The following is a 21,474-nucleotide window of genomic DNA, read 5'->3' as shown; positions in this document are numbered from 1 at the left end:
TGCAGCGCGTCTACCGACGTATAGGCGAAAAAAAGCCCAGCTTTCGCTGGGCTTTTCCCGGTGTGAACCGAATTACTGAGCCTTGCGGGTGCCGACCACTTCGACGTCCACGCGGCGGTTCGGTTGCTGGCAGGCGATTTGTGCCTTGCGAGCGCCCTTGCACGACTTCGGATCAACCTTCAGCTGGCGCTTGCCCTTGCCTTCCGTGTAGACACGGTTGGCTTCGATGCCCTTGCTGACCAGGTAGCCCTTGACGGCTTCAGCACGACGGACCGACAGGCGGTCGTTGTACTTGTCCGAGCCGAACGAGTCGGTGTGGCCAACGGCGATCACGACTTCCAGGTTGATGCCATTCAGCTTCGAGACCAGGTCGTCCAGCTTGGCCTTGCCTTCCGGCTTCAGCACAGCCTTGTCGAAATCGAACAGGGTGTCAGCAGCGAACGTAACCTTTTCGCTCGACACAACCGGGGCAGCCGGAGCAGCCGGGGTAGCCGTCGGAGCAGCAGCCGGAGCCAGAGCGCCGTCGCACTGAGCGTTGGCGGTTGCCGGCGTCCAGAAGCCATTGCGCCAGCACAGTTCGTTCGTGCCGTTCTTCCAGACCCACTCGCTCGTGCCGTTACCCCAGTTGTCGTTGACGGCCTTCTTTTCGTAGGGCACCGACTGAGCGTAAGCGGACGCAGCCATGGCTACCGCAGCTGCAGCGAACGCGAGCTTGGCAAATTTTTTCATATTTCTCCTCTCAGGATGAGATCACCGCAGAAGACTGCGAGCAGATGGGACGAAAACAAGTCATACATTCTTCGGAGTATAACATTCTCGGTGTGGTGAAGGCTCCACTTCGAACAATGTCTGCCTCTTCGCTGGGGGATTGTGCCACAAGCACGCACTCCTAAAAAGCAAATATAAGCGATTCGAACGGGGCGCCATGGCCTTGTGGTGTGTACGCAACAAGGCAGGAAATGGCTCGCAAACCCTTATGGGGATTGGGTCGCCGGTTTTGCCCTCCCTCGCAGGGAACGTGCCCGGGGTTGACGATGCGTCGCTCGCGCGTATGAGGGGAGGGGGCTTGCGGCATGGTAAAATGTTCTGTTATTCGCGCAACCGCAGCGTCCTGTAGTGCGCATCACTACGCTCACTAGGGACCTCCCACCGTTCGCCCAATGGATCAATTCGCCAAAGAGACACTCCCGGTATCGCTCGAAGAAGAAATGCGCAGTTCGTACCTCGCTTACGCCATGAGCGTGATCGTGGGCCGCGCGCTTCCAGATGTGCGGGATGGTCTCAAGCCGGTGCATCGCCGTGCGCTTTATTCGATGCACGAGCTGAACAACGACTGGAATCGCCCCTATAAGAAGTCCGCCCGTATTGTCGGGGATGTGATCGGTAAGTATCACCCCCACGGCGACACCGCTGTATACGACACCATCGTGCGGATGGCGCAGAACTTCTCGCTGCGCTACATGCTCGTCGACGGCCAGGGCAACTTCGGCTCGGTCGACGGCGACAACGCCGCGGCGATGCGTTACACCGAAATCCGCCTGTCGAAGATTGCCCACGAACTGCTGGCCGACCTCGACAAGGAGACGGTGAATTTCGAGCCGAACTACGACGGCTCCGAAACTGAACCGTCCGTTTTGCCGGCGCGCATTCCCAACTTGCTGATCAACGGTTCGTCCGGGATTGCGGTGGGTATGGCGACGAACATTCCGCCGCACAACCTGAACGAAGTCGTCGATGGCTGCTTGCACTTGCTGCGCAACCCGGAAGCGACGGTCGACGAGCTGATCGAACTGATTCCGGCGCCGGACTTCCCGACGGCGGGCATCATCTACGGCATTTCGGGTGTCCGCGAGGGCTATCGCACCGGCCGCGGCCGCGTGGTGATGCGCGCCAAGACGCACTTCGAAGATATCGACCGCGGCCAGCGCCAGGCGATCATCGTCGACGAGCTGCCGTATCAAGTTAACAAGCGCACGCTGCTCGAGCGTATCGCCGAGCTGGTCACCGAAAAGCGGATCGAAGGCATTTCGGACATTCGCGACGAGTCGGACAAGTCCGGCATGCGCGTCGTGATCGAACTCAAGCGCGGCGAGGTGCCGGAGGTTGTGCTCAACAACCTCTATAAGAATACGCAGCTGCAGGACACGTTCGGCATGAACATGGTCGCGCTGGTCGACGGCCAGCCGCGCCTGCTGAACCTGCGCCAGATGCTGGAGTGCTTCCTGCTGCACCGCCGCGAGGTGGTAACGCGTCGCACCGTATTTGACTTGCGCAAGGCGCGCGAGCGTGGCCACATCCTCGAAGGTCTGGCTGTGGCGCTTGCGAACATCGATGAGTTCATCGCCATCATCAAGGCTGCGCCGACTCCGCCGGTCGCGAAGGCCGAGTTGATGAGCCGCAGCTGGGATTCGGGCCTCGTGCGCGACATGCTCGTGCGCGCCGAAAGCGAAACCTCGGGCGGCGGCGCAGCGTATCGCCCGGAAGGTCTGCTGCCTGCGTTTGGTATGCAGGCCGACGGCCTCTACAAGCTGTCGGACACGCAAGCGCAGGAAATTCTGCAGATGCGCCTGCAACGTCTCACTGGGCTGGAGCAAGACAAGATCGTCCAGGAATACCGCGAGGTGATGGCGCAGATCGCCGATCTGTTGGACATCCTGGCGCGGCCCGAACGCATTACCGCCATCATCGTCGAGGAACTCACCGCGATTCGCGCTGAATTCGGCGACGAGCGTCGTTCGCAGATTGAGCACAACGCGACGGAGTTGGATACAGAAGACCTCATTACGCCGCAGGATCTCGTGGTGACGCTGTCCCACAGTGGCTACATGAAGAGCCAGCCGATTTCCGAGTACCGGGCGCAAAAGCGTGGCGGGCGCGGCAAGCAGGCTGCTGCGACGAAGGAAGACGACTGGATCGACACGCTGTTTGTCGCCAACACGCACGACTACATCCTCTGCTTCTCCAACCGCGGCCGTCTGTACTGGCTGAAGGTGTGGGAGGTGCCGCAGGGCAGCCGCAACTCGCGCGGTCGTCCGATCGTCAATATGTTCCCGCTGTCGCCGGGCGAGAAGATCAACGTGATCCTTCCGGTGAAGCAGTTCGACGAGCAGCACTTCGTGTTCATGGCCACCTCGAAGGGGACGGTCAAGAAGACGGCGCTGACGGAATTCTCGAACCCCCGCAAGGCCGGGATCATTGCGGTGGATCTGGACGAGGGCGATTTCCTCATCGGCGCAGACATTACCGATGGTCAGCACGATGTGATGCTGTTCTCGGACGCCGGCAAGGCGGTGCGCTTCGATGAGAACGACGTGCGCCCGATGGGCCGCCAGGCCCGCGGTGTTCGCGGCATGAACCTCGAAGAGAACCAGCAGGTGATCGCCATGTTGGTGGCGCCGGCAGAAACCGCGGGCGAAGGGGCTCAATCCGGTGCGGGTAGCGTGCTGACGGCCACCGAAAACGGCTACGGCAAGCGCACCCCGATCTCGGAATACACCCGTCATGGCCGCGGCACGAAGGGCATGATCGCCATCCAGACCTCGGAGCGTAACGGCAAGGTGGTGGCTGCGGCGCTGGTGGCGCCTGAAGACGAGATCATGCTGATCACGACGGGCGGCGTGCTGATCCGTACGCGTGTGGACGAGATCCGCGAAATGGGGCGCGCTACGCAGGGCGTCACGCTCATCTCGGTGGGTGAGGGCAACAAGCTGTCCGGGCTGCAACGTGTGATGGAGTCCGATGCTGAAGGCGCGGATGCTGTTGAGGGCGCCGATGCGGCGGATGCCGCCCCGGGTGCCGATGCACAGTCGGATGACAGCAGCGAGACATAATTAGAAACATCTTTTGCTTGCCGTTAGGCGCAGTTCTGTCATGATGCCGGACCTGTGCGCGGCAAGGGCCTGGAACTTTTGCATCACACGCCCGGCCTAAACGCAACGCTTATCTCAAGGGAGCAACAATGCACAAGAGTCTCAAACTCAAACATCTGATCGTGGTGGCCGGTTTCGCTCCGCTGTTTGCATTCGCGCAGGCTGGCGACGCTGACAAGACGGCAGCCATCAAGGACCTGCTGACGACGATGAACGTCGACGCAGCCATCAAGGGTCAGGGTGAAGTGCTGGCCAACGGCGCAAAGCAGGAAGCCCCGCTGGTGCTGGAGCAGGCACTGGTCGAGAACAAGACTCTGAACGACAAGCAGAAGCAAGCGGCTGTCGACAAGCTGAAGAAGAATGGCGCTGTGCAGCGCATGACCGACGGCGCTGGCAAGGACTTCGACACGGAAGCCTTCCGCAAGGACGCCCTGCAAGCCCACTATGACTCGCTGGGCAAGTACTACTCGACCCAGGAAATCAAGGACCTGACCACGTTCCTGAAGACGCCGAGCGGCCAGAAGTTCATGGCCAACCAAGGCAAGGCTATGCAAGAAGTGTGGGGCAACGTGATGCAGAAGTACGGTCCGCAAGTCGGCAAGAAGATGCGCGACATGGCTGACAAGGAAGTTGCCGCTGCTGCGAAGTAATTGACCGGCATAGACAGACGATCGGGACACAATCCCCGTCGGGCTGTCAGTTGGTAGATAATGGCTGTTTGGGTTTGCGCCCAGACAGCCATTTTTCTTTTGCCCTTCGTCCTATGAACCAAGCGGATCGAGCCCTCCAAGCCAGCCAGGCGCGTGTGTACAACTTTTCGGCAGGGCCGGCAGTGCTGCCGCTCGAGGTGCTGGAACAGGCGAAGGAGGAGATGGTCTCCTGGCATGGCAGCGGCATGAGCGTGATGGAAATGAGCCATCGCGGCCGGGAATTCGAAAGCATTCTGGCGGCAGCGTTCAGCGATTTGCGGCAGCTGCTGGCGGTGCCGGACAATTACGAAATCCTCTTCCTGCAAGGGGGCGCCATCGCCGAAAACGCGATCGTGCCGCTGAACCTGATGCGCCGGCTTTCGGCCGATGCGCCGAAGGCGGATTATGTCGTCACCGGCACGTGGTCGGTCAAGTCGCAGCAGGAGGCGCGCAAATACGGCGAGGTGAACATCGCCGCCACGAGCGAGGCTGAGCGCTTCCATAAGATTCCGGATGTATCGACTTGGAAGCTGTCGTCGGATGCGGCCTACGTGCACCTGTGCACGAACGAAACCATTGTTGGCGTTGAATATCAGGAGACGCCCGACGTTGGCCAGGCGCACGGGCGTGTGGTGGTGTCCGACGTGTCTAGCCACATCCTCTCGCGGCCGATCGACTGGAACGGCTATCAGGTCCTGTATGGCGGCGCGCAGAAAAACATCGGCCCCGCCGGCCTGACGATTGCCATCGTGCGCAAGGATCTTCTGGGTCACGCACATCCGCTGTGCCCGTCGGCATTCAACTGGCGTCTCGTGGCCGAGAACGGCTCCATGTACAACACGCCGCCCACTTACGCTATCTACATCGCGGGGCTTGTGTTCCAGTGGATCAAGCGCCAGGGTGGTGTGGAGGCGCTGGAGACGCGCAACATCATCAAGTCGAAGATGCTGTACGACTTTATCGACGCCAGCAGCTTCTACCGCAACGAAATCCATCCGACGTGCCGGTCGCGCATGAACGTGCCGTTCTTCCTCAACGATGAATCCCGCAACGAGGCCTTCCTCGCGCAGGCGCGCGAGCGCGGGTTGGTGCAGCTCAAGGGCCACAAGTCCGTAGGCGGCATGCGAGCGAGCATCTACAACGCGATGCCGCTCGAAGGTGTTGAGGCGCTGGTCGACTTCATGCGTGACTTTGAAAGAGCGTCCGCATAACGCTGATCCTCGATCACGGCAGAACATTGCGCGAAGCGCCCGCTTCGCGCGGCAATTTGCAATCCGTTGCCGAACCCGATTCCTACAATGACCAGTCAGTCAGACGATACGAAGCAAAACAAGGACGCCGCATTGGCGGCCGAGCTTGCGCCGTTGCGCACGCAGATCGACGCCATCGACAACCAGCTGCTTGCACTGCTTTCCGACCGCGCCAAGGTGGCGCAGGAAGTGGGCGAGGTGAAGAAGCGCTATTCGTCGCCGGCATTCCGGCCGGATCGCGAACTGCAGGTCATTCGCAAGATGCAGTCGGGCAATCCGGGGCCGCTGCACGACGAGAGCATCGCCGCCATCTGGCGTGAGGTGATGTCGGCGTGCCGCGGCCTGGAACAGGCGCTGCGCATCGGTTACCTCGGCCCCGCAGGCACGTTTTCGGAGCAGGCGGTGATCGCGCATTTCGGCCACGAAATCCAGCCGATGCCGTGCCCGAGCATCGATGAAGTGTTTCGTGCGGCGGAGTCCGGCACGGTCGATTGCGGTGTGGTGCCGGTCGAAAATTCGACGGAAGGCGTGGTGTCGCGCACGCTCGACCTGTTCTTGCAGACGTCGCTGAAGATCAGCGGCGAGATTGCGCTGCGGGTGCATCACAACCTGCTGCACAAGACGGGCGACATGTCGCAAGTGAAGGTGGTGCGTGCGCATGCGCAGGCGCTGGCGCAGTGTCAACGGTGGTTGAACACGAACTATCCGAACTTGCCGCGCGAGGCCGTGTCGAGCAACGCCGAGGCTGCGCGCATGGCTGGCGAGGACGAAACGGTGGCCGCGCTGGCGAGCGTGCAGGCGGCCAACCGCTACGGGCTGCACGTGGTGCGTGCCAATGTGGAAGACGATCCGCACAACCGCACGCGCTTTGTCGTGATCGGCAATTACGAGACGGAGCCGAGCGGGCGCGATCAAACGTCGTTGATTTTGTCGGTGCCGAACGAGGCCGGCGCCGTCTACAAGTTGCTGGCCCCGTTGGCCGAGAACGGCGTGTCGATGTGCCGTTTCGAGTCGCGTCCGGCGCGCAGCGGCGCCTGGGAGTACTACTTCTACGTCGACGTGGAAGGCCATCAGCGCGACCCGCAAGTAGCGCGCGCGCTGGAAAAGCTGCGTCATGACGCGGCGTATTTCAAAGTGTTGGGGTCCTATCCCTCGGCACATTGAGGGATTCAAGGCGCTCTGCACGGGCAGAGCGTCGATAACGGAGGAGCACCCCATGTCTTTGCAGTTCGGCCCCGAGTATGTCCGCGCCATCGCCCCTTATGTGGCCGGCAAGCCGATTTCCGAAGTGGCACGCGAGTTCGGCCTGGATGCCGCGCGCATCGTCAAGCTGGCGTCCAACGAAAACCCGCTGGGCATGCCACAGTCAGCCAAGAACGCGATGGCTGCGGCCATTGACGAACTGGCGCGCTATCCGGATGCCAACGGTTTCAGCCTGAAAGCCGCGCTGCATGCCAAGTTTGGCGTGCCGGAAACATGGATCACGCTCGGCAACGGCAGCAATGACATTCTCGAGCTGGCCGCTCGCGCGCTGGTGTCGCCCGGGCAGGCCGTGATTTACGCCCAGCATTCGTTTGCCGTGTATGCGCTGGCGGCCCAGGAAGTGGGCGCGCGCGCCATCGAGGTGCCAGCCCGCGATTACGGTCATGACCTCGACGCGATGGCCGCTGCCATCACGCCGGACACGCGCCTGATCTACATCGCCAACCCGAACAATCCGACCGGCACGTTCCTGCCGGCCGATGCGATTGCGGCGTTCCTGGCAAAGGTGCCGCCGACGGTGGTCGTCGTGCTGGATGAGGCGTACAACGAATTCCTGAAGCCGGAGCAGCAGTACGATTCCACCGCGTGGGTGTGCCAATACCCGAACCTGCTGGTGTCGCGCACGTTCTCGAAGGCATACGGGCTGGCCGGCTTGCGTGTGGGCTACGGCATTGCGCAACCGCAGTTGACCGATCTGCTCAATCGCATCCGTCAGCCGTTCAACGTCAACAGCCTGGCGCAAGCGGCGGCGGTGGCGGCGCTCAACGACGCGGAGTTTCTGCGCCAATCGGCCGAACTGAACGCTGCCGGCTACGTGCAACTGACGGACGCCTTTGATCGGCTAGGTCTGCAGTACGTACCGTCCGCGGGCAATTTTGTGCTGGTTCGCGTGGGTGATGACACGAGCGCCGGTGCGCGCGTGAACGTTGCATTGCTCAAGCAAGGTGTGATCGTGCGTCCGGTCGGCAACTACGGCTTGCCGCAATGGCTGCGCATCAGCATCGGCTTGCCGGAAGAGAACGCCACATTCATCGCAGCCCTGGAGGCAGCGCTGGCGCAGGAAGAAGCGGCCGCGTAACTTCCGTCGCAACCGCCGTGGCGCCCCGTTTCAGGCATCGGGCGCCGAGCACATCGGGCTACAATGCCGCTTTGCTTTTTTCTGGCAGGGCGGTGTTGTGGCCTCTTCTTTTTCGAGTTCCCGGTTGGTGATTGTCGGCGTGGGCCTGATTGGCGGTTCGCTGGCGCTGGCCTTGCGTCGCGCGGGCGTGGTCCAGCATGTCGTGGGCGTCGGGCGATCGGCTGCGTCGCTTGAGGCGGCGATCCGACTCGGCGTGATCGACGAAGCCCTGCCGATGGAAGAGGCCGTGCGCGGCGCCGACATGGTCGTGCTGTGCGCGCCTGTCGCCCAGACGCTGCCGTTGCTGCTGGCCATGCAACCGCATCTGGGCCCGGACACCGTCGTCACGGACGCCGGCAGCACCAAGTCCGACGTCATCATGGCGGCCAAGACGGCGCTGGGCGACCAGGTCAGCCAGTTCGTGCCGGCCCATCCGATTGCCGGTCGAGAACTGAACGGCGTGGAGGCGGCCTTGGCCGATCTCTATGTCGGCAAAAAGACTGTGCTGTGCCCCCTGCAGGAGAACCGCCGTAGCGATATCGCCCGCGTGCAGGCGATGTGGGAAGCGGCGGGCGCCTATTGCCACATCATGTCGGCCGTGCAGCACGACGCCGTGTTCGCGGCCGTCAGCCACCTGCCGCACGTGCTGTCGTATGCGCTGGTCGCGCAGATCATCAATGCCGAAGATGCCTCGCTCAAGCTGGATTTTGCCGGCGGCGGTTTCCGCGATTTCACGCGCATTGCCGCATCGTCGCCGGAGATGTGGCGCGACATCTGCCTGTCGAATCGCGATGCGTTGCTGCGGGAACTCACGACGTATGAAGCCGTGATCGGGCGCTTGAAGACGATGATTGCGGAGCACGACGGCGCCTCGCTCGAGCGTGTGTTCCGCCGTGCCAGCGAGGCGCGTTTGGCGTGGCCGCAACGCGTGGCAGCGGCAAATGCCACCGGCCCGCAATCCGAATAACGTTTTGTTTTGAACTGAGTGGATTCATGGAACATCTCGACGTCGGCCCGCTGAAGACGGCGCGCGGCACCATCAAGCTGCCGGGCTCGAAGAGCATCTCCAATCGTGTGCTGTTGCTCGCCGCACTCGCGCAGGGCGAAACCGTGGTGCGCGACCTGCTCGACTCTGACGACACGCGTGTCATGCTTGATGCGCTGGGCAAGCTGGGCGTCGCGGTGGAAGGCCTGGGCGACAACGCATATCGCGTCACCGGCACCGCCGGCCGCTTCCCGAACAAGTCGGCCGATCTGTTCATGGGCAACGCTGGCACAGCCATCCGTCCGCTGACGGCCGCGCTGGCGCTGCAAGGTGGCGAGTACACGCTGCACGGTGTGCCGCGCATGCACGAACGGCCGATCGGCGACTTGGTCGATGGCCTGTGCCAAGTCGGTGCGCGCATCGACTACACGGGCAACGAGGGCTATCCGCCGCTGGCAATCCACGCCGCACCGGTCAAGATCGACGCGCCGATCCGTGTGCGCGGCGATGTGTCGAGCCAGTTTCTGACGGCATTGCTGATGGCATTGCCGCTGGTGGAGTCTGCCGGCAACGTCACCATCGAAGTGGTGGGTGAGTTGATTTCCAAGCCGTACATCGAGATCACGCTGAATCTGATGGCGCGCTTCGGCGTGCAGGTCGCGCGTGACGGCTGGGCGTCGTTCACGGTGCCGACCGGCGTGGCCTACAAGGCGCCGGGCGAGATCTTTGTGGAAGGGGATGCCTCGTCGGCGTCGTACTTCCTCGCGGCCGGCGCGCTGGGCGGCGGGCCGGTACGTGTGGAGGGCGTTGGCATGTCGAGCATCCAGGGCGATGTCCGCTTTGCCGACGCGCTGAACCGCATGGGCGCCAACGTGATGGCCGGCGACAACTGGATCGAAGTGCGCGGCGTCGAACGCGACGACGGCAAGCTGCACGCCGTTGAGTTGGATTGCAACCACATTCCGGATGCGGCAATGACCCTGGCCGTGGCAGCACTGTTTGCCGACGGCACGACCACGCTGACGAATATCGCGAGCTGGCGCGTCAAGGAAACCGACCGCCTGAGCGCCATGGCCACCGAACTGCGCAAGCTCGGCGCCGAGGTGGAAGAGGGCGCAGACTACATTCGCGTGACGCCTCCGTCGCAATGGACGCCGCCGGCCGGTGGCATCGACACCTACGATGACCATCGTATGGCGATGGCTTTCTCCTTGGCGGCGTTCGGCCCGGTGCCGGTGCGGATCAACGACCCGCGCTGCGTCGGCAAGACGTTCCCGGAATATTTCACGGCCTTCGGCGGCATCACCGCTTGAAGCGCAATTAACCGCCTGCATTTTCATCATGTCCGACACCGCTGCTTCCATGCCGTACCCGGTCATCACCATCGACGGCCCGACCGCATCCGGCAAGGGCACGGTCGCTCACCAAGTTGCTGATCTGCTTGGTTTCCACCTGCTGGACAGCGGGTCGCTGTACCGCCTGGTGGCCCTCGCCAGCATGCGGGAGAACATCGACGACCACGACGTCGATAGTCTCGTCCGCATTGCACGGAACCTGGATGTGCGCTTCAAGGCAGATCACATCTGGCTGAAGGGCGAAGATGTGAGCTTGGCGCTACGCCACGAATCGGTGGGCAACCAGGCCTCCGCCATCGCCGTGCATGGCGCGGTACGTGAGGCGCTTCACGCACGTCAGCGGGCCTTCTTGGAGGCCCCCGGTCTTGTGGCCGATGGCCGCGACATGGGCACGGTGGTTTTTCCGGAAGCGGTGCTCAAGGTGTTCCTGACGGCAAGTGTGCAAGCGCGCGCCGAGCGGCGCTATAAACAATTGATTGCAAAGGGTTTTTCTGCTACAGTTGAAAGTCTTTCGCAGGACTTGGAGGCGCGTGATTTGCGGGATCGCACCCGCAGTATCGCGCCGCTGCGCCCGGCGCAAGATGCGCGGCAACTGGATTCGTCCGACATGACGGTCGATGAAGTTGTCGCGCAGGTACTGGACTGGTACCGGCAGGTGCAGGGCGCCAACAAGGCAAACTGACTTGGCTGGACTGGTTCGATCGGTGCCGACGGCATGTTGCTGTCGGCGGTTGTTCAACTCATAACCCCGCATGCGTGTCTTCGCTCATTCTGTGCGAAAGCAATGCGAGGCATGTTCTGCGGATGTCTATTTTTTATGTCCCAAACTAACGAATCTTTTGCCGCCCTGTTCGAAGAGTCGATCGCCAAGTCCAATATGAAGGCTGGCGAAGTGATCTCTGCGGAAGTCGTGCGTATCGACCACAACTTCGTCGTGGTGAACGCGGGCCTGAAGTCTGAAGCTTTTGTTCCGGTCGAAGAATTCCTGAACGATCAGGGCGAGCTGGAAGTGCAAGTCGGCGACTACGTTTCGGTCGCGATCGACGCACTGGAAAACGGCTACGGCGACACCATCCTGTCGCGCGACAAGGCCAAGCGTCTGGCTTCGTGGCTGAACCTTGAGAAGGCACTGGAATCCGGCGAGATCATCTCCGGTACGGTGACTGGCAAGGTCAAGGGCGGCCTGACCGTCATGGTCAACGGTATTCGTGCATTCCTGCCGGGTTCGCTCGTCGACGTGCGTCCGATCAAGGACACCACGCCGTACGAAGGCAAGACCCTCGAATTCAAGGTCATCAAGCTGGACCGCAAGCGCAACAACGTTGTGCTGTCGCGCCGTGCCGTGGTGGAAGCCACGCTGGGCGAAGAGCGTCAGAAGCTGATGGAAACGCTCAAGGAAGGCGCAATCGTCAACGGTATCGTCAAGAACATCACCGACTACGGCGCGTTCGTGGATCTGGGTGGCATCGACGGTCTGCTGCACATCACCGACCTGGCATGGCGTCGTGTGCGTCACCCGAGCGAAGTGCTGTCGGTTGGCCAGGAAATCACCGCCAAGATCCTCAAGTTCGACCAAGAGAAGAACCGCGTCTCGCTGGGCGTCAAGCAACTGGGCGAAGATCCGTGGGTCGGCATCTCGCGCCGCTACCCGCAAGGCACCCGCCTGTTCGGCAAGGTGACCAACCTGACCGACTACGGCGCGTTCGTCGAGATCGAAGCCGGCATCGAAGGCCTGGTGCACGTGTCGGAAATGGACTGGACCAACAAGAACGTTGCTCCGTCCAAGGTTGTCCAGCTGGGCGACGAAGTGGAAGTCATGGTTCTGGACATCGACGAAGACAAGCGTCGTATCAGCCTGGGCATGAAGCAGTGCAAGGCCAACCCGTGGGACGATTTCGCTCGCAACCACAAGAAGGGCGACAAGCTGGCCGGCCAGATCAAGTCGATCACCGACTTCGGCGTGTTCATCGGCCTGCCGGGCGGCATCGACGGCCTGGTGCACCTGTCGGACCTGTCGTGGCAAGAGACTGGCGAAGAAGCCGTTCGCAAGTACAAGAAGGGCGACGAAGTCGAAGCTGTGGTTCTGGCCATCGACGTCGACAAGGAACGCATCTCGCTGGGTATCAAGCAACTGTCGGGCGACCCGTTCAACAACTTCATCTCGACCAACGACAAGGGTTCGATCGTGCAGGTCACGATCAAGGCCGTTGATCCGAAGGGCGCCGTGGTGCAGCTGGCTGACGACGTGGAAGGCTACCTGCGCGCCTCGGAAATCTCGAGCGACCGCGTGGAAGATGCCCGCAACGTGCTGAAGGAAGGCGAAACGATGACCGCGATGATCGTCAACATCGATCGCAAGTCGCGCAACATCAACGTTTCCATCAAGGCGAAGGACAGCGCCGACCAACAGGAAGCGATGCAGAAGTTCTCGGCGGATACCGGCGCAGCTGGTACCACGAACCTCGGCGCGCTGCTGAAGGCCAAGCTGAACGAAACCAACCAGTAAGCATCCACCGGGTCGACCCTAAAGAACGACGAGGACGCGCGCACGATGCCCATGACCAAGTCCGAACTCGTGGAAAAGCTGGCCGCCCGCTTCCCGCAGTTGCTGCTGCGGGACGCGGATATCGCGGTCAAGACGATCCTGGATGCGATGTCCGACGCCTTGGCGGACGGGCACCGCATCGAGATCCGCGGTTTCGGGAGTTTCGGTCTGAATCGTCGTCCGCCGCGCGTCGGTCGCAACCCCAAGTCTGGCGAGAAGGTGCTGGTACCCGAGAAACGGGTGCCGCACTTCAAGGCGGGCAAGGAATTGCGAGAAAGGGTTGACCGCAGCCTGGAGCGTCAAGGCGAGCCTTCTTCGGAGGGCGAGTCTGCCGTGTCGCTCGCGGCTGTAAAGGCTGGGCGACAGGCTGACAGCACCCGTCAGACTGCCGGGTTTCCGGTAGATGTGGCAGTGCCGCTGGCCATGTCGCGCTAAGCCCAGGTTGCACTTGGTAGTTTCAGGAACGCCCCGCTTGCCGGGGCGTTTTTTATTCCGGCAATGCTTGTGTGCGGCCAAGCCGAGCGTGGCTGGCCGCCATATGAATCCGCTACAATGCGGCACAACCCGGCAATCGTGCCGCCAATTGCGCCGCATCCTGCAGCCGCACCGCCGCCCGTTCTCGAATTCGCATGAAATTTCTCGTCTGGGTCATCCGCATCCTGTTGTTTGTGCTGCTCTTTGTGCTGGCACTGCACAACACAGCGGAAGTCTCGCTCGTGCTGCCGTTTGGTGTGGCTTGGCATGCACCATTGATCCTGATCGCCTTGGCGTTCTTTGTCGCCGGCATCTTGCTGGCCATGCTGGCGATGGCGCCGCGCGTGATGCGGCATCGCTTCACAGCAAGCCGTCTGCGTCGCCAGATCGGCCGCATGAAGAAGGACGAAGAGCGGGCCGAGGCGCCGCCGCCGGTTGTCGCCGATTCTCCGTATCACGTTCCCGGCCCCAAGGTCTGACGCATGGATTTTGATCTCTGGTGGCTGTTGGCCATCCCCCTGGTGTTTGGCTTGGGCTGGGTGGCTGCCCGGCTCGATGCCCGCCAGTTGCGTACTGAACAATCGTCGCTGCCGCGCTCGTATTTCAAGGGTCTGAATTTTCTGCTCAACGAGCAGCCGGACAAGGCCATCGACGCCTTCATTGAAGTGGCGCGGCTGGACCCGGAGACCACCGAACTTCACTTTGCGCTCGGCAGTCTGTTCCGTCGGCGCGGTGAAACCGAACGCGCCATCCGCGTTCACCAGAACCTCGTCAACCGCCCTGATCTGCCGCCCCACGAGCGCGATCACGCCCTGTTTGAACTGGGGCAGGATTTCCTTCGCGCGGGGCTGCTGGACCGTGCGGAGGAATCCCTGCGCATGCTGATGGAAGGCACGTTTGCCGAGCCGGCCAAGCGCGTGCTGCTCGAGCTATACGAAGTCGAGAAGGAATGGCGCAAGGCCATCGATGCGGCGCGTGAGTTGCAGAAGCTGCAAGGCAAGGATTACGCCGTGCAGATTGCGCAGTTCTGCTGCGAGGTCGCGCAGGAAGCGTTGCAGCGCAAGGATGTGCCGACCGCCGTCGAATGGCTTGAGCGTGCCCTGCAAGAGAACCCGAAAAACGTGCGCGCCACCATTCAATTGGGCGACGTTGCACAAGGGCAGGGCGATATCGAGGGCGCCATCAAGCGTTGGCGCAGCATCGAACAGCAGAACACCGCGTTCTTGCCGCTGGTGGCCGAGCGGCTGATGAAGGCGTACACGCAGCTCGGTCGCGCGGCCGAAGGGCTGGCCTGGCTGCGTTCAAAGATGGACGCCCGACTGGGCCCCGAACTGCTCGATACGGTCTACAAATACGAATTGGATGTGCACGGTATCGACGATGCCGTGGCGCTGATGCGCGACCAGATCCGCCGTCAGCCCTCGTTGATGGCGTTGACGCGGCTAGTGGAAGCCGAGGCGACCCGTGCGTCTGAGGCCGTTGGGCACGAAGCCCCTGCGACGGTCGATGTTGCTGAGAGTGCGCTGGCAGATCCGGTCGAAGCCGGCAGCAATGCTGATATTCAGCGTGCGCAGGATCTCGGCGCCATTCGCGATCTTCTGCAAAGTCGTACGCGCAATCTAGCCCGCTATACCTGTCAGGAGTGCGGTTTCCGTGCGCGTCTGTTCTATTGGCAATGCCCCGGCTGCAACCGCTGGGAGACGTATGCCCCGCGCCGCACCGAGACACTCGGCGGCAGCGGCGGCGCCAGCATGTAATTCAGTCCGGCGCGGTGCACCTGTGGCAGCCGCGCTGGCGCTTTTTTAATCTTCAAGTGTTCGTATGAAAATCACCATCATCGGTAGCGGTTATGTCGGTCTGGTCACCGGCGCGTGTCTGGCGGAGCTGGGCAACGATGTGTTCTGCCTCGACGTCGACCAGAAAAAGATCGACCTGCTCAACGCCGGCGGCGTGCCCATCTACGAACCGGGCCTGAAGGAGCTGATCGAGCGCAACCGCGCGGCCGGCCGCATCCAGTTTTCGACCGACGTGGCTGCCAGCGTGGCGCACGGCGACGTGCAATTCATCGCTGTAGGCACGCCGCCCGATGAAGATGGCTCGGCCGACCTGAAGTACGTGCTGGCTGCCGCCCGCAACATCGCCCAGCACATGACGGGCTTCAAGGTGATCGTCGACAAATCGACGGTGCCTGTGGGAACGGGCGACAAGGTGCGCGCCGCGGTTGGCGAAGTGCTGGCAACGCGTGGCAAGTCGGACATCGGCTTCTCCGTCGTGTCGAACCCGGAGTTCCTGAAAGAAGGCGCTGCGGTGGACGACTTCATGCGTCCGGATCGCATCGTGCTGGGCACCTATGGCGATGCCGATGGCCTGCGCGCCAAGGCCATCATGCGCACGCTTTACGCGCCGTTCAACCGCAACCACGAGCGCACCTTCTACATGGACGTGCGCTCTGCGGAGTTCACCAAATACGCCGCCAATTCGATGCTGGCCACGCGCATCTCGTTCATGAACGAGATGGCCAATCTGGCCGACAAGGTGGGCGCCGACATCGAACTCGTTCGCCTGGGCATCGGCTCCGACCCGCGTATCGGCTACAGCTTCCTCTACGCCGGCACCGGCTACGGCGGTTCGTGTTTCCCGAAGGACGTGCAGGCGCTGGTGCGTACGGCCCAGGAATACGGTCAGACGCTGCACGTGCTCGAAGCCGTTGAAGCCGTCAACGACAAGCAGAAGGAAGTGCTGGTCGAAAAGATCGAAGATCGTCTGGGTGCCGACCTGACGGGCCGCACGTTCGCCATTTGGGGCCTTGCGTTCAAGCCGAACACCGATGACATGCGCGAGGCTCCGAGCCGTATCCTCATTGCCGCGCTGCTGGCTCGTGGCGCACGGGTTCAAGTGTATGACCCGGTTGCGATGGAAGAAGCTCGCCATGCGCTGGCGCTTGATCTTTCTGCCGAACAACTGGAACGCGTGACGTTCTGCGCCGGTCAGATGGACGCGCTCAAGAATGCCGACGCGCTGGTCATTGTGACCGAGTGGAAGGCGTTCCGCAGCCCCGACTTCAACGCCGTGAAAGCCCTGTTGAAGACGCCGATGGTGTTCGACGGCCGCAACCTGTTCGAGCCGCAAGCCATGCGCGATGCGGGCTTTGAATACCAGGCCATCGGGCGCTCCACCCAATCGTAATCACCGAGACCCACCGGCCGCTGCCGACGCCCAGACACATGACCACGCTCGCTTCCGAACAGATTCACGCCGCCCGCATCCTGGTGGTCGGCGACATGATGCTCGACCGCTACTGGTTTGGAGACGTCGATCGGATTTCGCCGGAAGCGCCGGTGCCCGTCGTGCAGATCAAGCGCCAGGACGAACGCCTTGGCGGTGCCGCCAACGTGGCGCGCAACGTGGCGGCGCTCGGCGCGCAGGCTGCCATGCTCGGTGTGATTGGCGACGACGAGCCGGGCCGCAGCATCGAAACGCTGCTCGGCGAGAGCCACGTCACCGGTCACCTGCATCGTGATCCGGCGGTCAACACGACCATCAAGCTGCGCGTGCTGGCCCGCCAGCAACAATTGATTCGCGTCGATTTTGAGAACGCGCCCACGCACGAAGTGCTGATGTCGGTGCTCGACCGTTTTTCGACGCTGGTGCCGCAGCACGACGTGGTGGTGCTGTCGGACTACGGCAAGGGCGGTCTCACGCATGTCGGCAAGATGATCGAGACGTCGCGCCAGGCGGGCCGTCGCGTGCTGGTCGACCCGAAGGGCGACGACTATTCGCGCTACAGGGGCGCGACCATGATCACGCCGAACCGCGCTGAAATGCGCCAGGTGGTTGGCTCGTGGAAATCAGAGCAGGACCTCACCATTCGTGCCCAGAACTTGCGCCGGGAGCTGCAGCTCGAGGCGCTCCTCCTCACGCGCTCCGAAGAAGGCATGACGCTCTACACCGAACACGAGGTGCTGCACGTGTCGGCGCAGGCGCGCGAGGTGTTCGATGTTTCGGGCGCGGGCGATACCGTCATCGCCACGCTGGCCACGCTGCTGGGCGCCGGTGCCAACATCAAGGAAGCCGTGCAGTACGCGAATCGCGCCGGCGGCATCGTCGTCGGCAAGCTGGGCACGGCTGTCGTCACGCACGCAGAACTCTTTAACTGATCTTCTGATCAACGGATCATGACCATCATCGTCACCGGCGCTGCCGGCTTCATCGGCGCCAACATCGTCAAGGGCCTGAACGAGCGCGGCGAGACCGACATCATCGCCGTCGACAATCTCACCCGGGCCGACAAGTTCAAGAACATCGTCGACTGCCAGATCAGCGATTACCTGGACAAGACCGATTTTGTCGAACGCTTTGCGCGCGGCGAGTTCGGCAAGGTCCGCGCGATCTTCCATGAAGGCGCCTGCTCCGACACCATGGAGACCGATGGTCGCTACATGATGGACAACAACTACCGCTACTCGCTGGCGGTGATGCGCGCGTGCCTGGACCAAGGCGTGCAGTTCCTCTATGCGTCATCGGCCGCCACGTACGGCGCCTCGGAAACGTTTCGCGAAGCGCCCGAGTTCGAGCGGCCGCTGAACGTGTACGGCTATTCCAAGCTGCTGTTCGACCAGGTCGTGCGTCGTGTCATGCCGACCGCGCTGTCGCAGATCGTGGGCTTCCGTTACTTCAACGTCTACGGCCCGCGCGAGCAGCACAAGGGTCGCATGGCGTCGGTGGCGTTCCACAACTTCAACCAGTTCCGCGCCGAAGGTACGGTCAAGCTGTTCGGCGAGTACAACGGCTACCCGCAAGGCGGCCAGATGCGCGATTTTGTGTCGGTGGAAGATGTGGTGAAGGTCAACCTGTTCTTCTTCGACAATCCGGACAAGTCGGGCATCTTCAATCTCGGAACGGGCCGCGCGCAGCCGTTCAACGACATCGCGACGACGGTCGTGAACACGTTGCGCGGTGCAGAAGGCAAGCCCGCGCTTTCCACCGAGGAGTTGGCGCAGGAAGGCCTGATCGAGTACGTCAAATTTCCCGATGCATTGCGTGGCAAGTATCAGTGCTTCACGCAGGCTGATCAGTCGCGCCTGCGCGCGGCGGGCTACACGGCACCGTTCCTGACGGTGCAGGAAGGCGTGGAGCGCTACTGCCAGTGGTTGCTGAAGCAGCCAGCCTGATCGCACCCATCCCAAAATCAGACAGCGTGTGACTTTTTGTCCGCGCGCTGCAGCATCGTCACGATGCTCTTTAAGATGTGTCGAAACCGCCGCTCACGTGGCGGTTTTTTCATTCCCTATACCAAGGAGAAGCACATGTTGAAGAAGCTGTTGGTTACCGCGCTGATGTCGCTGTCGATGCTGTCGATGTCATGGGCGGCGGTAGACGTGAATACCGCAGATCACGCGGCGCTGGAGACGTTGTCCGGCATCGGCCCCAAGCGCTCCAAGTCGATCATTGAAGAGCGCACCAAGAACGGTCCGTACAAGGACGCTGCCGATTTCAAGGCGCGCGTGTCCGGCATTGGTGACAAGACGCTCACCAAGCTGGAAAACGAGGGCCTGACGTTCGGTACGCCGGCGCCTGCCCCCGTTCCAGCCAAGAAGGACGCCAAGGACGCGAAGAAAAAGTAAGCGCTTCCGGCCTGACTGTCGATAACGCCCCGTCCGAGCGGGGCGTTTCGCCATGTGTGGGGGAGGGATTTCGGCTGCATTACAATGCTTCGATTCCCGTCCCTCACGCATCATGGCCTACCTCACCATCGAAGACACCATCGGCAACACGCCGCTGGTTCAGCTCCAGCGCATTCCCGGCGAAGGCAACGCGCGTCGCGGCAATGTCATCCTCGGCAAACTCGAAGGCAATAACCCGGCCGGCTCGGTCAAGGATCGCCCTGCGCTGTCCATGATCAAGCGCGCCGAAGCGCGGGGCCGCATCAAGCCGGGCGATACGCTGATCGAGGCCACCTCGGGCAACACCGGCATTGCGCTGGCCATGGCCGCCGCGGTGCGAGGCTACAAGATGGTGCTCATCATGCCGGAAGACTTGTCGGTGGAGCGCCGCCAGAGCATGGCCGCTTACGGCGCCGAGATCATCCTCACCCCCGTCAAGGGCGGGATGGAATACGCCCGCGACTTGGCCGACGCGATGGAGAAGGAAGGCAAGGGCGTCATCCTCGATCAATTCGCCAACCCCGACAACCCGCTTGCGCACTACGAGACCACCGGCCCCGAGCTGTGGCGCGACACCGAAGGTCGCATCACGCATTTCGTCTCGGCGATGGGCACGACGGGCACCATCACGGGCGTCTCGCGTTTCCTGAAAGAAAAGAACGCCGATATCCAGATCGTGGGCGCACAGCCGGAAGAAGGCTCGCGTATTCCTGGCATTCGCAAGTGGCCCGAGGCGTACATGCCGAAGATTTACGATCCGCAGTACATCGATCGCACGGAGCCGGTGACCCAGTCCGACGCTGAGCACATGGCGCGACGCATGGCTCGTGAAGAAGGCATCTTCTGCGGGATCTCTGCGGCTGGGGCGTTGTGCGTGGCGCTGCGAGTGGCTGAGGAAGTCGAAAATGCGACGATCGTGTTCGTGGTGTGCGACCGGGGCGATCGCTACCTGTCGACGGGCGTCTTCCCCGCCTGACGGCACGCCGTATCGCCATGAAAAAAAAGCGTAGCCGAAGCTGCGCTTTTTTGTTGCGTGGACGGTGGGTCAACCCTGCATCGCCTGCCGCACGGCTTGGCCCAACTCGTACACCGCCGCCGCATAGAAGAAGCTGCGGTTGTAGCGCGTGAGCACATAGAAGTTACGCAGGCCGACACGGTATTCCGTCGGTTGGCCAGGCGTCGGCAGATCGATCATCAGCACTTCGGTTTCCTGTTCGCGCGCCGCATCGACGCCCGGTGTCAGCTTCAGCCCCGCACGTGTGAGCTTGGACAGCGTCATGCCCGGATAGGGTTGGCCGTCTGCGGCGGCGGCCGCAATGCCCTGGCTGTCGGGATCGCCAGCAATGTTCCACATCACGGGGCGGTTCGGCTCCCAGCCGTGCATTTGCAGGAAGCGGGCCACGCTGCCGATTGCGTCTATCGCGCTGTTGCGCAGATCGATGTGGCCGTCGCGGTCGTAATCGATGGCGTATTCGCGGATGCTAGTCGGCATGAATTGCGGAATGCCCACTGCGCCCGCGTACGAGCCCAGTACCGAGAATGTGTCCGTGCCCGTGTCACGGCACCAGAGCAGGAAGTCCTTCAACTGGTTGCGGAACATGGTGCTGCGGTCTTCGCGGTTGGGCGTGTCTGGGTAGTCGAAAGCCAGCGTGGATAGCGCGTCAATCACGCGGAAGTTGCCCATGTCGCGGCCGTAGATGGTCTCGACGCCGAGGATGCCCACGATCACGTCGGCCGGTACGCCGAATTCGTTTTCGGCGCGGCGCAGCGTATCGCCGTATTGCTGCCAGAAGCGCACGCCGGCGCCAATCCGGATGGGTTCGATGAAGCGGCCGCGATACGCCGTCCAGCTCCGACGCGACGGTGTGGCCGGCGGCAAGATCAGGCGCGCCACCGTGGCGGAGTAGGCCGTGCCCGCAAACAGCGTATCGAGCGACGTTCGGTCAAAGTTGTACTGCGCGACCAGCATGCCGATGAAGGCCTGCGTTTGTGGATTGTTGCGATAACGATCCGGGTCGATCTCTTCTTCATGCACTGCGACGCGTCGCTTGGGCGATTTGGCGGCCTTCTTGGCAGCCAGCGAAAGTGCCGGGAAAGAGAGCGCGGAGAGCGCTGCGCCAGCCACCAGGGCGCGCAATACGGGACGACGGGAAGAAGGCGATTGGCTCATGGGCAGGCTTCAAACGGGATCGGGGCATTGTAGCGGATGCGTCTGTTGGATCGCCCGGGGCGCGCGGCGTTGTCGCACAGCCGTGCTAACGTAG

19 protein-coding genes are annotated in these 21,474 nt (G+C 62.3%); 17 read left to right on the top strand and 2 right to left on the bottom strand.

Annotated elements, in window-relative coordinates:
• Positions 1-72 precede the first annotated feature (72 nt).
• On the bottom strand, positions 73-729 hold the full coding sequence (ompA, locus tag N511_RS0102685; RefSeq protein ID WP_027677885.1) for an outer membrane protein OmpA: 657 nt from the start codon (positions 727-729) through the stop codon (positions 73-75).
• 431 nt (positions 730-1,160) lie between these two features.
• Here ompA and gyrA point away from each other — a divergent pair, with 431 nt between their 5' ends.
• The 17 genes from gyrA (at position 1,161) to cysM (ending at position 20,186) form a co-directional block, all read left to right on the top strand.
• Positions 1,161-3,830 carry a DNA gyrase subunit A gene (gene gyrA, locus N511_RS0102680; RefSeq protein ID WP_027677884.1) on the top strand — a complete coding sequence of 890 codons (2,670 nt, stop codon included), beginning with the start codon at positions 1,161-1,163 and terminating at the stop codon, positions 3,828-3,830.
• Positions 3,831-3,958: 128 nt separating this feature from the next.
• Positions 3,959-4,519 (top strand): DUF2059 domain-containing protein, encoded by a 561-nt coding sequence (locus N511_RS0102670; RefSeq protein WP_012761551.1) that lies wholly within the window; start codon positions 3,959-3,961, stop codon positions 4,517-4,519.
• Positions 4,520-4,632: 113 nt separating this feature from the next.
• Positions 4,633-5,769, top strand: a complete 1,137-nt coding sequence (serC, locus tag N511_RS0102665; protein ID WP_027677883.1) for a 3-phosphoserine/phosphohydroxythreonine transaminase — start codon at positions 4,633-4,635, stop codon at positions 5,767-5,769.
• Between the two features lie 87 nt (positions 5,770-5,856).
• On the top strand, positions 5,857-6,972 hold the full coding sequence (gene pheA / locus N511_RS0102660) for a prephenate dehydratase (RefSeq protein ID WP_027677882.1): 1,116 nt from the start codon (positions 5,857-5,859) through the stop codon (positions 6,970-6,972).
• Between the two features lie 52 nt (positions 6,973-7,024).
• The gene (hisC, locus tag N511_RS0102655; RefSeq protein WP_027677881.1) at positions 7,025-8,149 is read left to right on the top strand and encodes a histidinol-phosphate transaminase; all 1,125 of its coding nucleotides are present in this window, start codon (positions 7,025-7,027) and stop codon (positions 8,147-8,149) included.
• Positions 8,150-8,246: 97 nt separating this feature from the next.
• Positions 8,247-9,155: a prephenate dehydrogenase gene (locus tag N511_RS0102650; RefSeq protein WP_027677880.1), complete on the top strand. Its 909-nt coding sequence runs from the start codon at positions 8,247-8,249 to the stop codon at positions 9,153-9,155.
• A gap of 26 nt (positions 9,156-9,181) precedes the next feature.
• A complete protein-coding gene (gene aroA / locus N511_RS0102645) occupies positions 9,182-10,486 on the top strand; it encodes a 3-phosphoshikimate 1-carboxyvinyltransferase (protein WP_027677879.1) in 1,305 nt (434 codons plus the stop codon).
• 28 nt (positions 10,487-10,514) lie between these two features.
• Positions 10,515-11,210: a (d)CMP kinase gene (gene cmk, locus N511_RS0102640; protein ID WP_027677878.1), complete on the top strand. Its 696-nt coding sequence runs from the start codon at positions 10,515-10,517 to the stop codon at positions 11,208-11,210.
• Between the two features lie 135 nt (positions 11,211-11,345).
• Entirely contained in the window at positions 11,346-13,034 is a 1,689-nt protein-coding gene (rpsA, locus tag N511_RS0102635) for a 30S ribosomal protein S1 (RefSeq protein WP_027677877.1), read from the top strand.
• A gap of 45 nt (positions 13,035-13,079) precedes the next feature.
• The gene (locus N511_RS0102630; RefSeq protein ID WP_027677876.1) at positions 13,080-13,508 is read left to right on the top strand and encodes an integration host factor subunit beta; all 429 of its coding nucleotides are present in this window, start codon (positions 13,080-13,082) and stop codon (positions 13,506-13,508) included.
• A gap of 194 nt (positions 13,509-13,702) precedes the next feature.
• A complete protein-coding gene (locus N511_RS0102625; RefSeq protein ID WP_027677875.1) occupies positions 13,703-14,026 on the top strand; it encodes a LapA family protein in 324 nt (107 codons plus the stop codon).
• A 3-nt stretch (positions 14,027-14,029) separates the two neighbouring features.
• Positions 14,030-15,304 carry a lipopolysaccharide assembly protein LapB gene (gene lapB, locus N511_RS0102620; RefSeq protein ID WP_027677874.1) on the top strand — a complete coding sequence of 425 codons (1,275 nt, stop codon included), beginning with the start codon at positions 14,030-14,032 and terminating at the stop codon, positions 15,302-15,304.
• 64 nt (positions 15,305-15,368) lie between these two features.
• The gene (locus tag N511_RS0102615) at positions 15,369-16,733 is read left to right on the top strand and encodes a UDP-glucose dehydrogenase family protein (protein WP_027677873.1); all 1,365 of its coding nucleotides are present in this window, start codon (positions 15,369-15,371) and stop codon (positions 16,731-16,733) included.
• A 38-nt stretch (positions 16,734-16,771) separates the two neighbouring features.
• Positions 16,772-17,704: a D-glycero-beta-D-manno-heptose-7-phosphate kinase gene (gene rfaE1 / locus N511_RS23650; protein WP_051530813.1), complete on the top strand. Its 933-nt coding sequence runs from the start codon at positions 16,772-16,774 to the stop codon at positions 17,702-17,704.
• An 18-nt stretch (positions 17,705-17,722) separates the two neighbouring features.
• Positions 17,723-18,718, top strand: coding sequence for an ADP-glyceromanno-heptose 6-epimerase (gene rfaD, locus N511_RS0102605; RefSeq protein WP_027677872.1), 996 nt, complete (start codon positions 17,723-17,725; stop codon positions 18,716-18,718).
• Positions 18,719-18,853: 135 nt separating this feature from the next.
• Positions 18,854-19,171: a ComEA family DNA-binding protein gene (locus tag N511_RS0102600; RefSeq protein WP_027677871.1), complete on the top strand. Its 318-nt coding sequence runs from the start codon at positions 18,854-18,856 to the stop codon at positions 19,169-19,171.
• A 112-nt stretch (positions 19,172-19,283) separates the two neighbouring features.
• Complete coding sequence (cysM, locus tag N511_RS0102595) at positions 19,284-20,186, top strand: cysteine synthase CysM (RefSeq protein WP_027677870.1); 903 nt, start codon at positions 19,284-19,286, stop codon at positions 20,184-20,186.
• A 69-nt stretch (positions 20,187-20,255) separates the two neighbouring features.
• On the opposite strand, the gene mltB is transcribed toward cysM, so the two are convergent.
• On the bottom strand, positions 20,256-21,380 hold the full coding sequence (gene mltB / locus N511_RS0102590) for a lytic murein transglycosylase B (RefSeq protein ID WP_027677869.1): 1,125 nt from the start codon (positions 21,378-21,380) through the stop codon (positions 20,256-20,258).
• Positions 21,381-21,474 lie beyond the last annotated feature (94 nt).

Origin of the sequence: Ralstonia sp. UNC404CL21Col, from assembly GCF_000620465.1 — a bacterium.
Lineage (GTDB): Bacteria > Pseudomonadota > Gammaproteobacteria > Burkholderiales > Burkholderiaceae > Ralstonia > Ralstonia flatus.
Note: the sequence above shows the minus strand (reverse complement) of the source record. Positions and strands in the feature narration are given on the sequence as shown.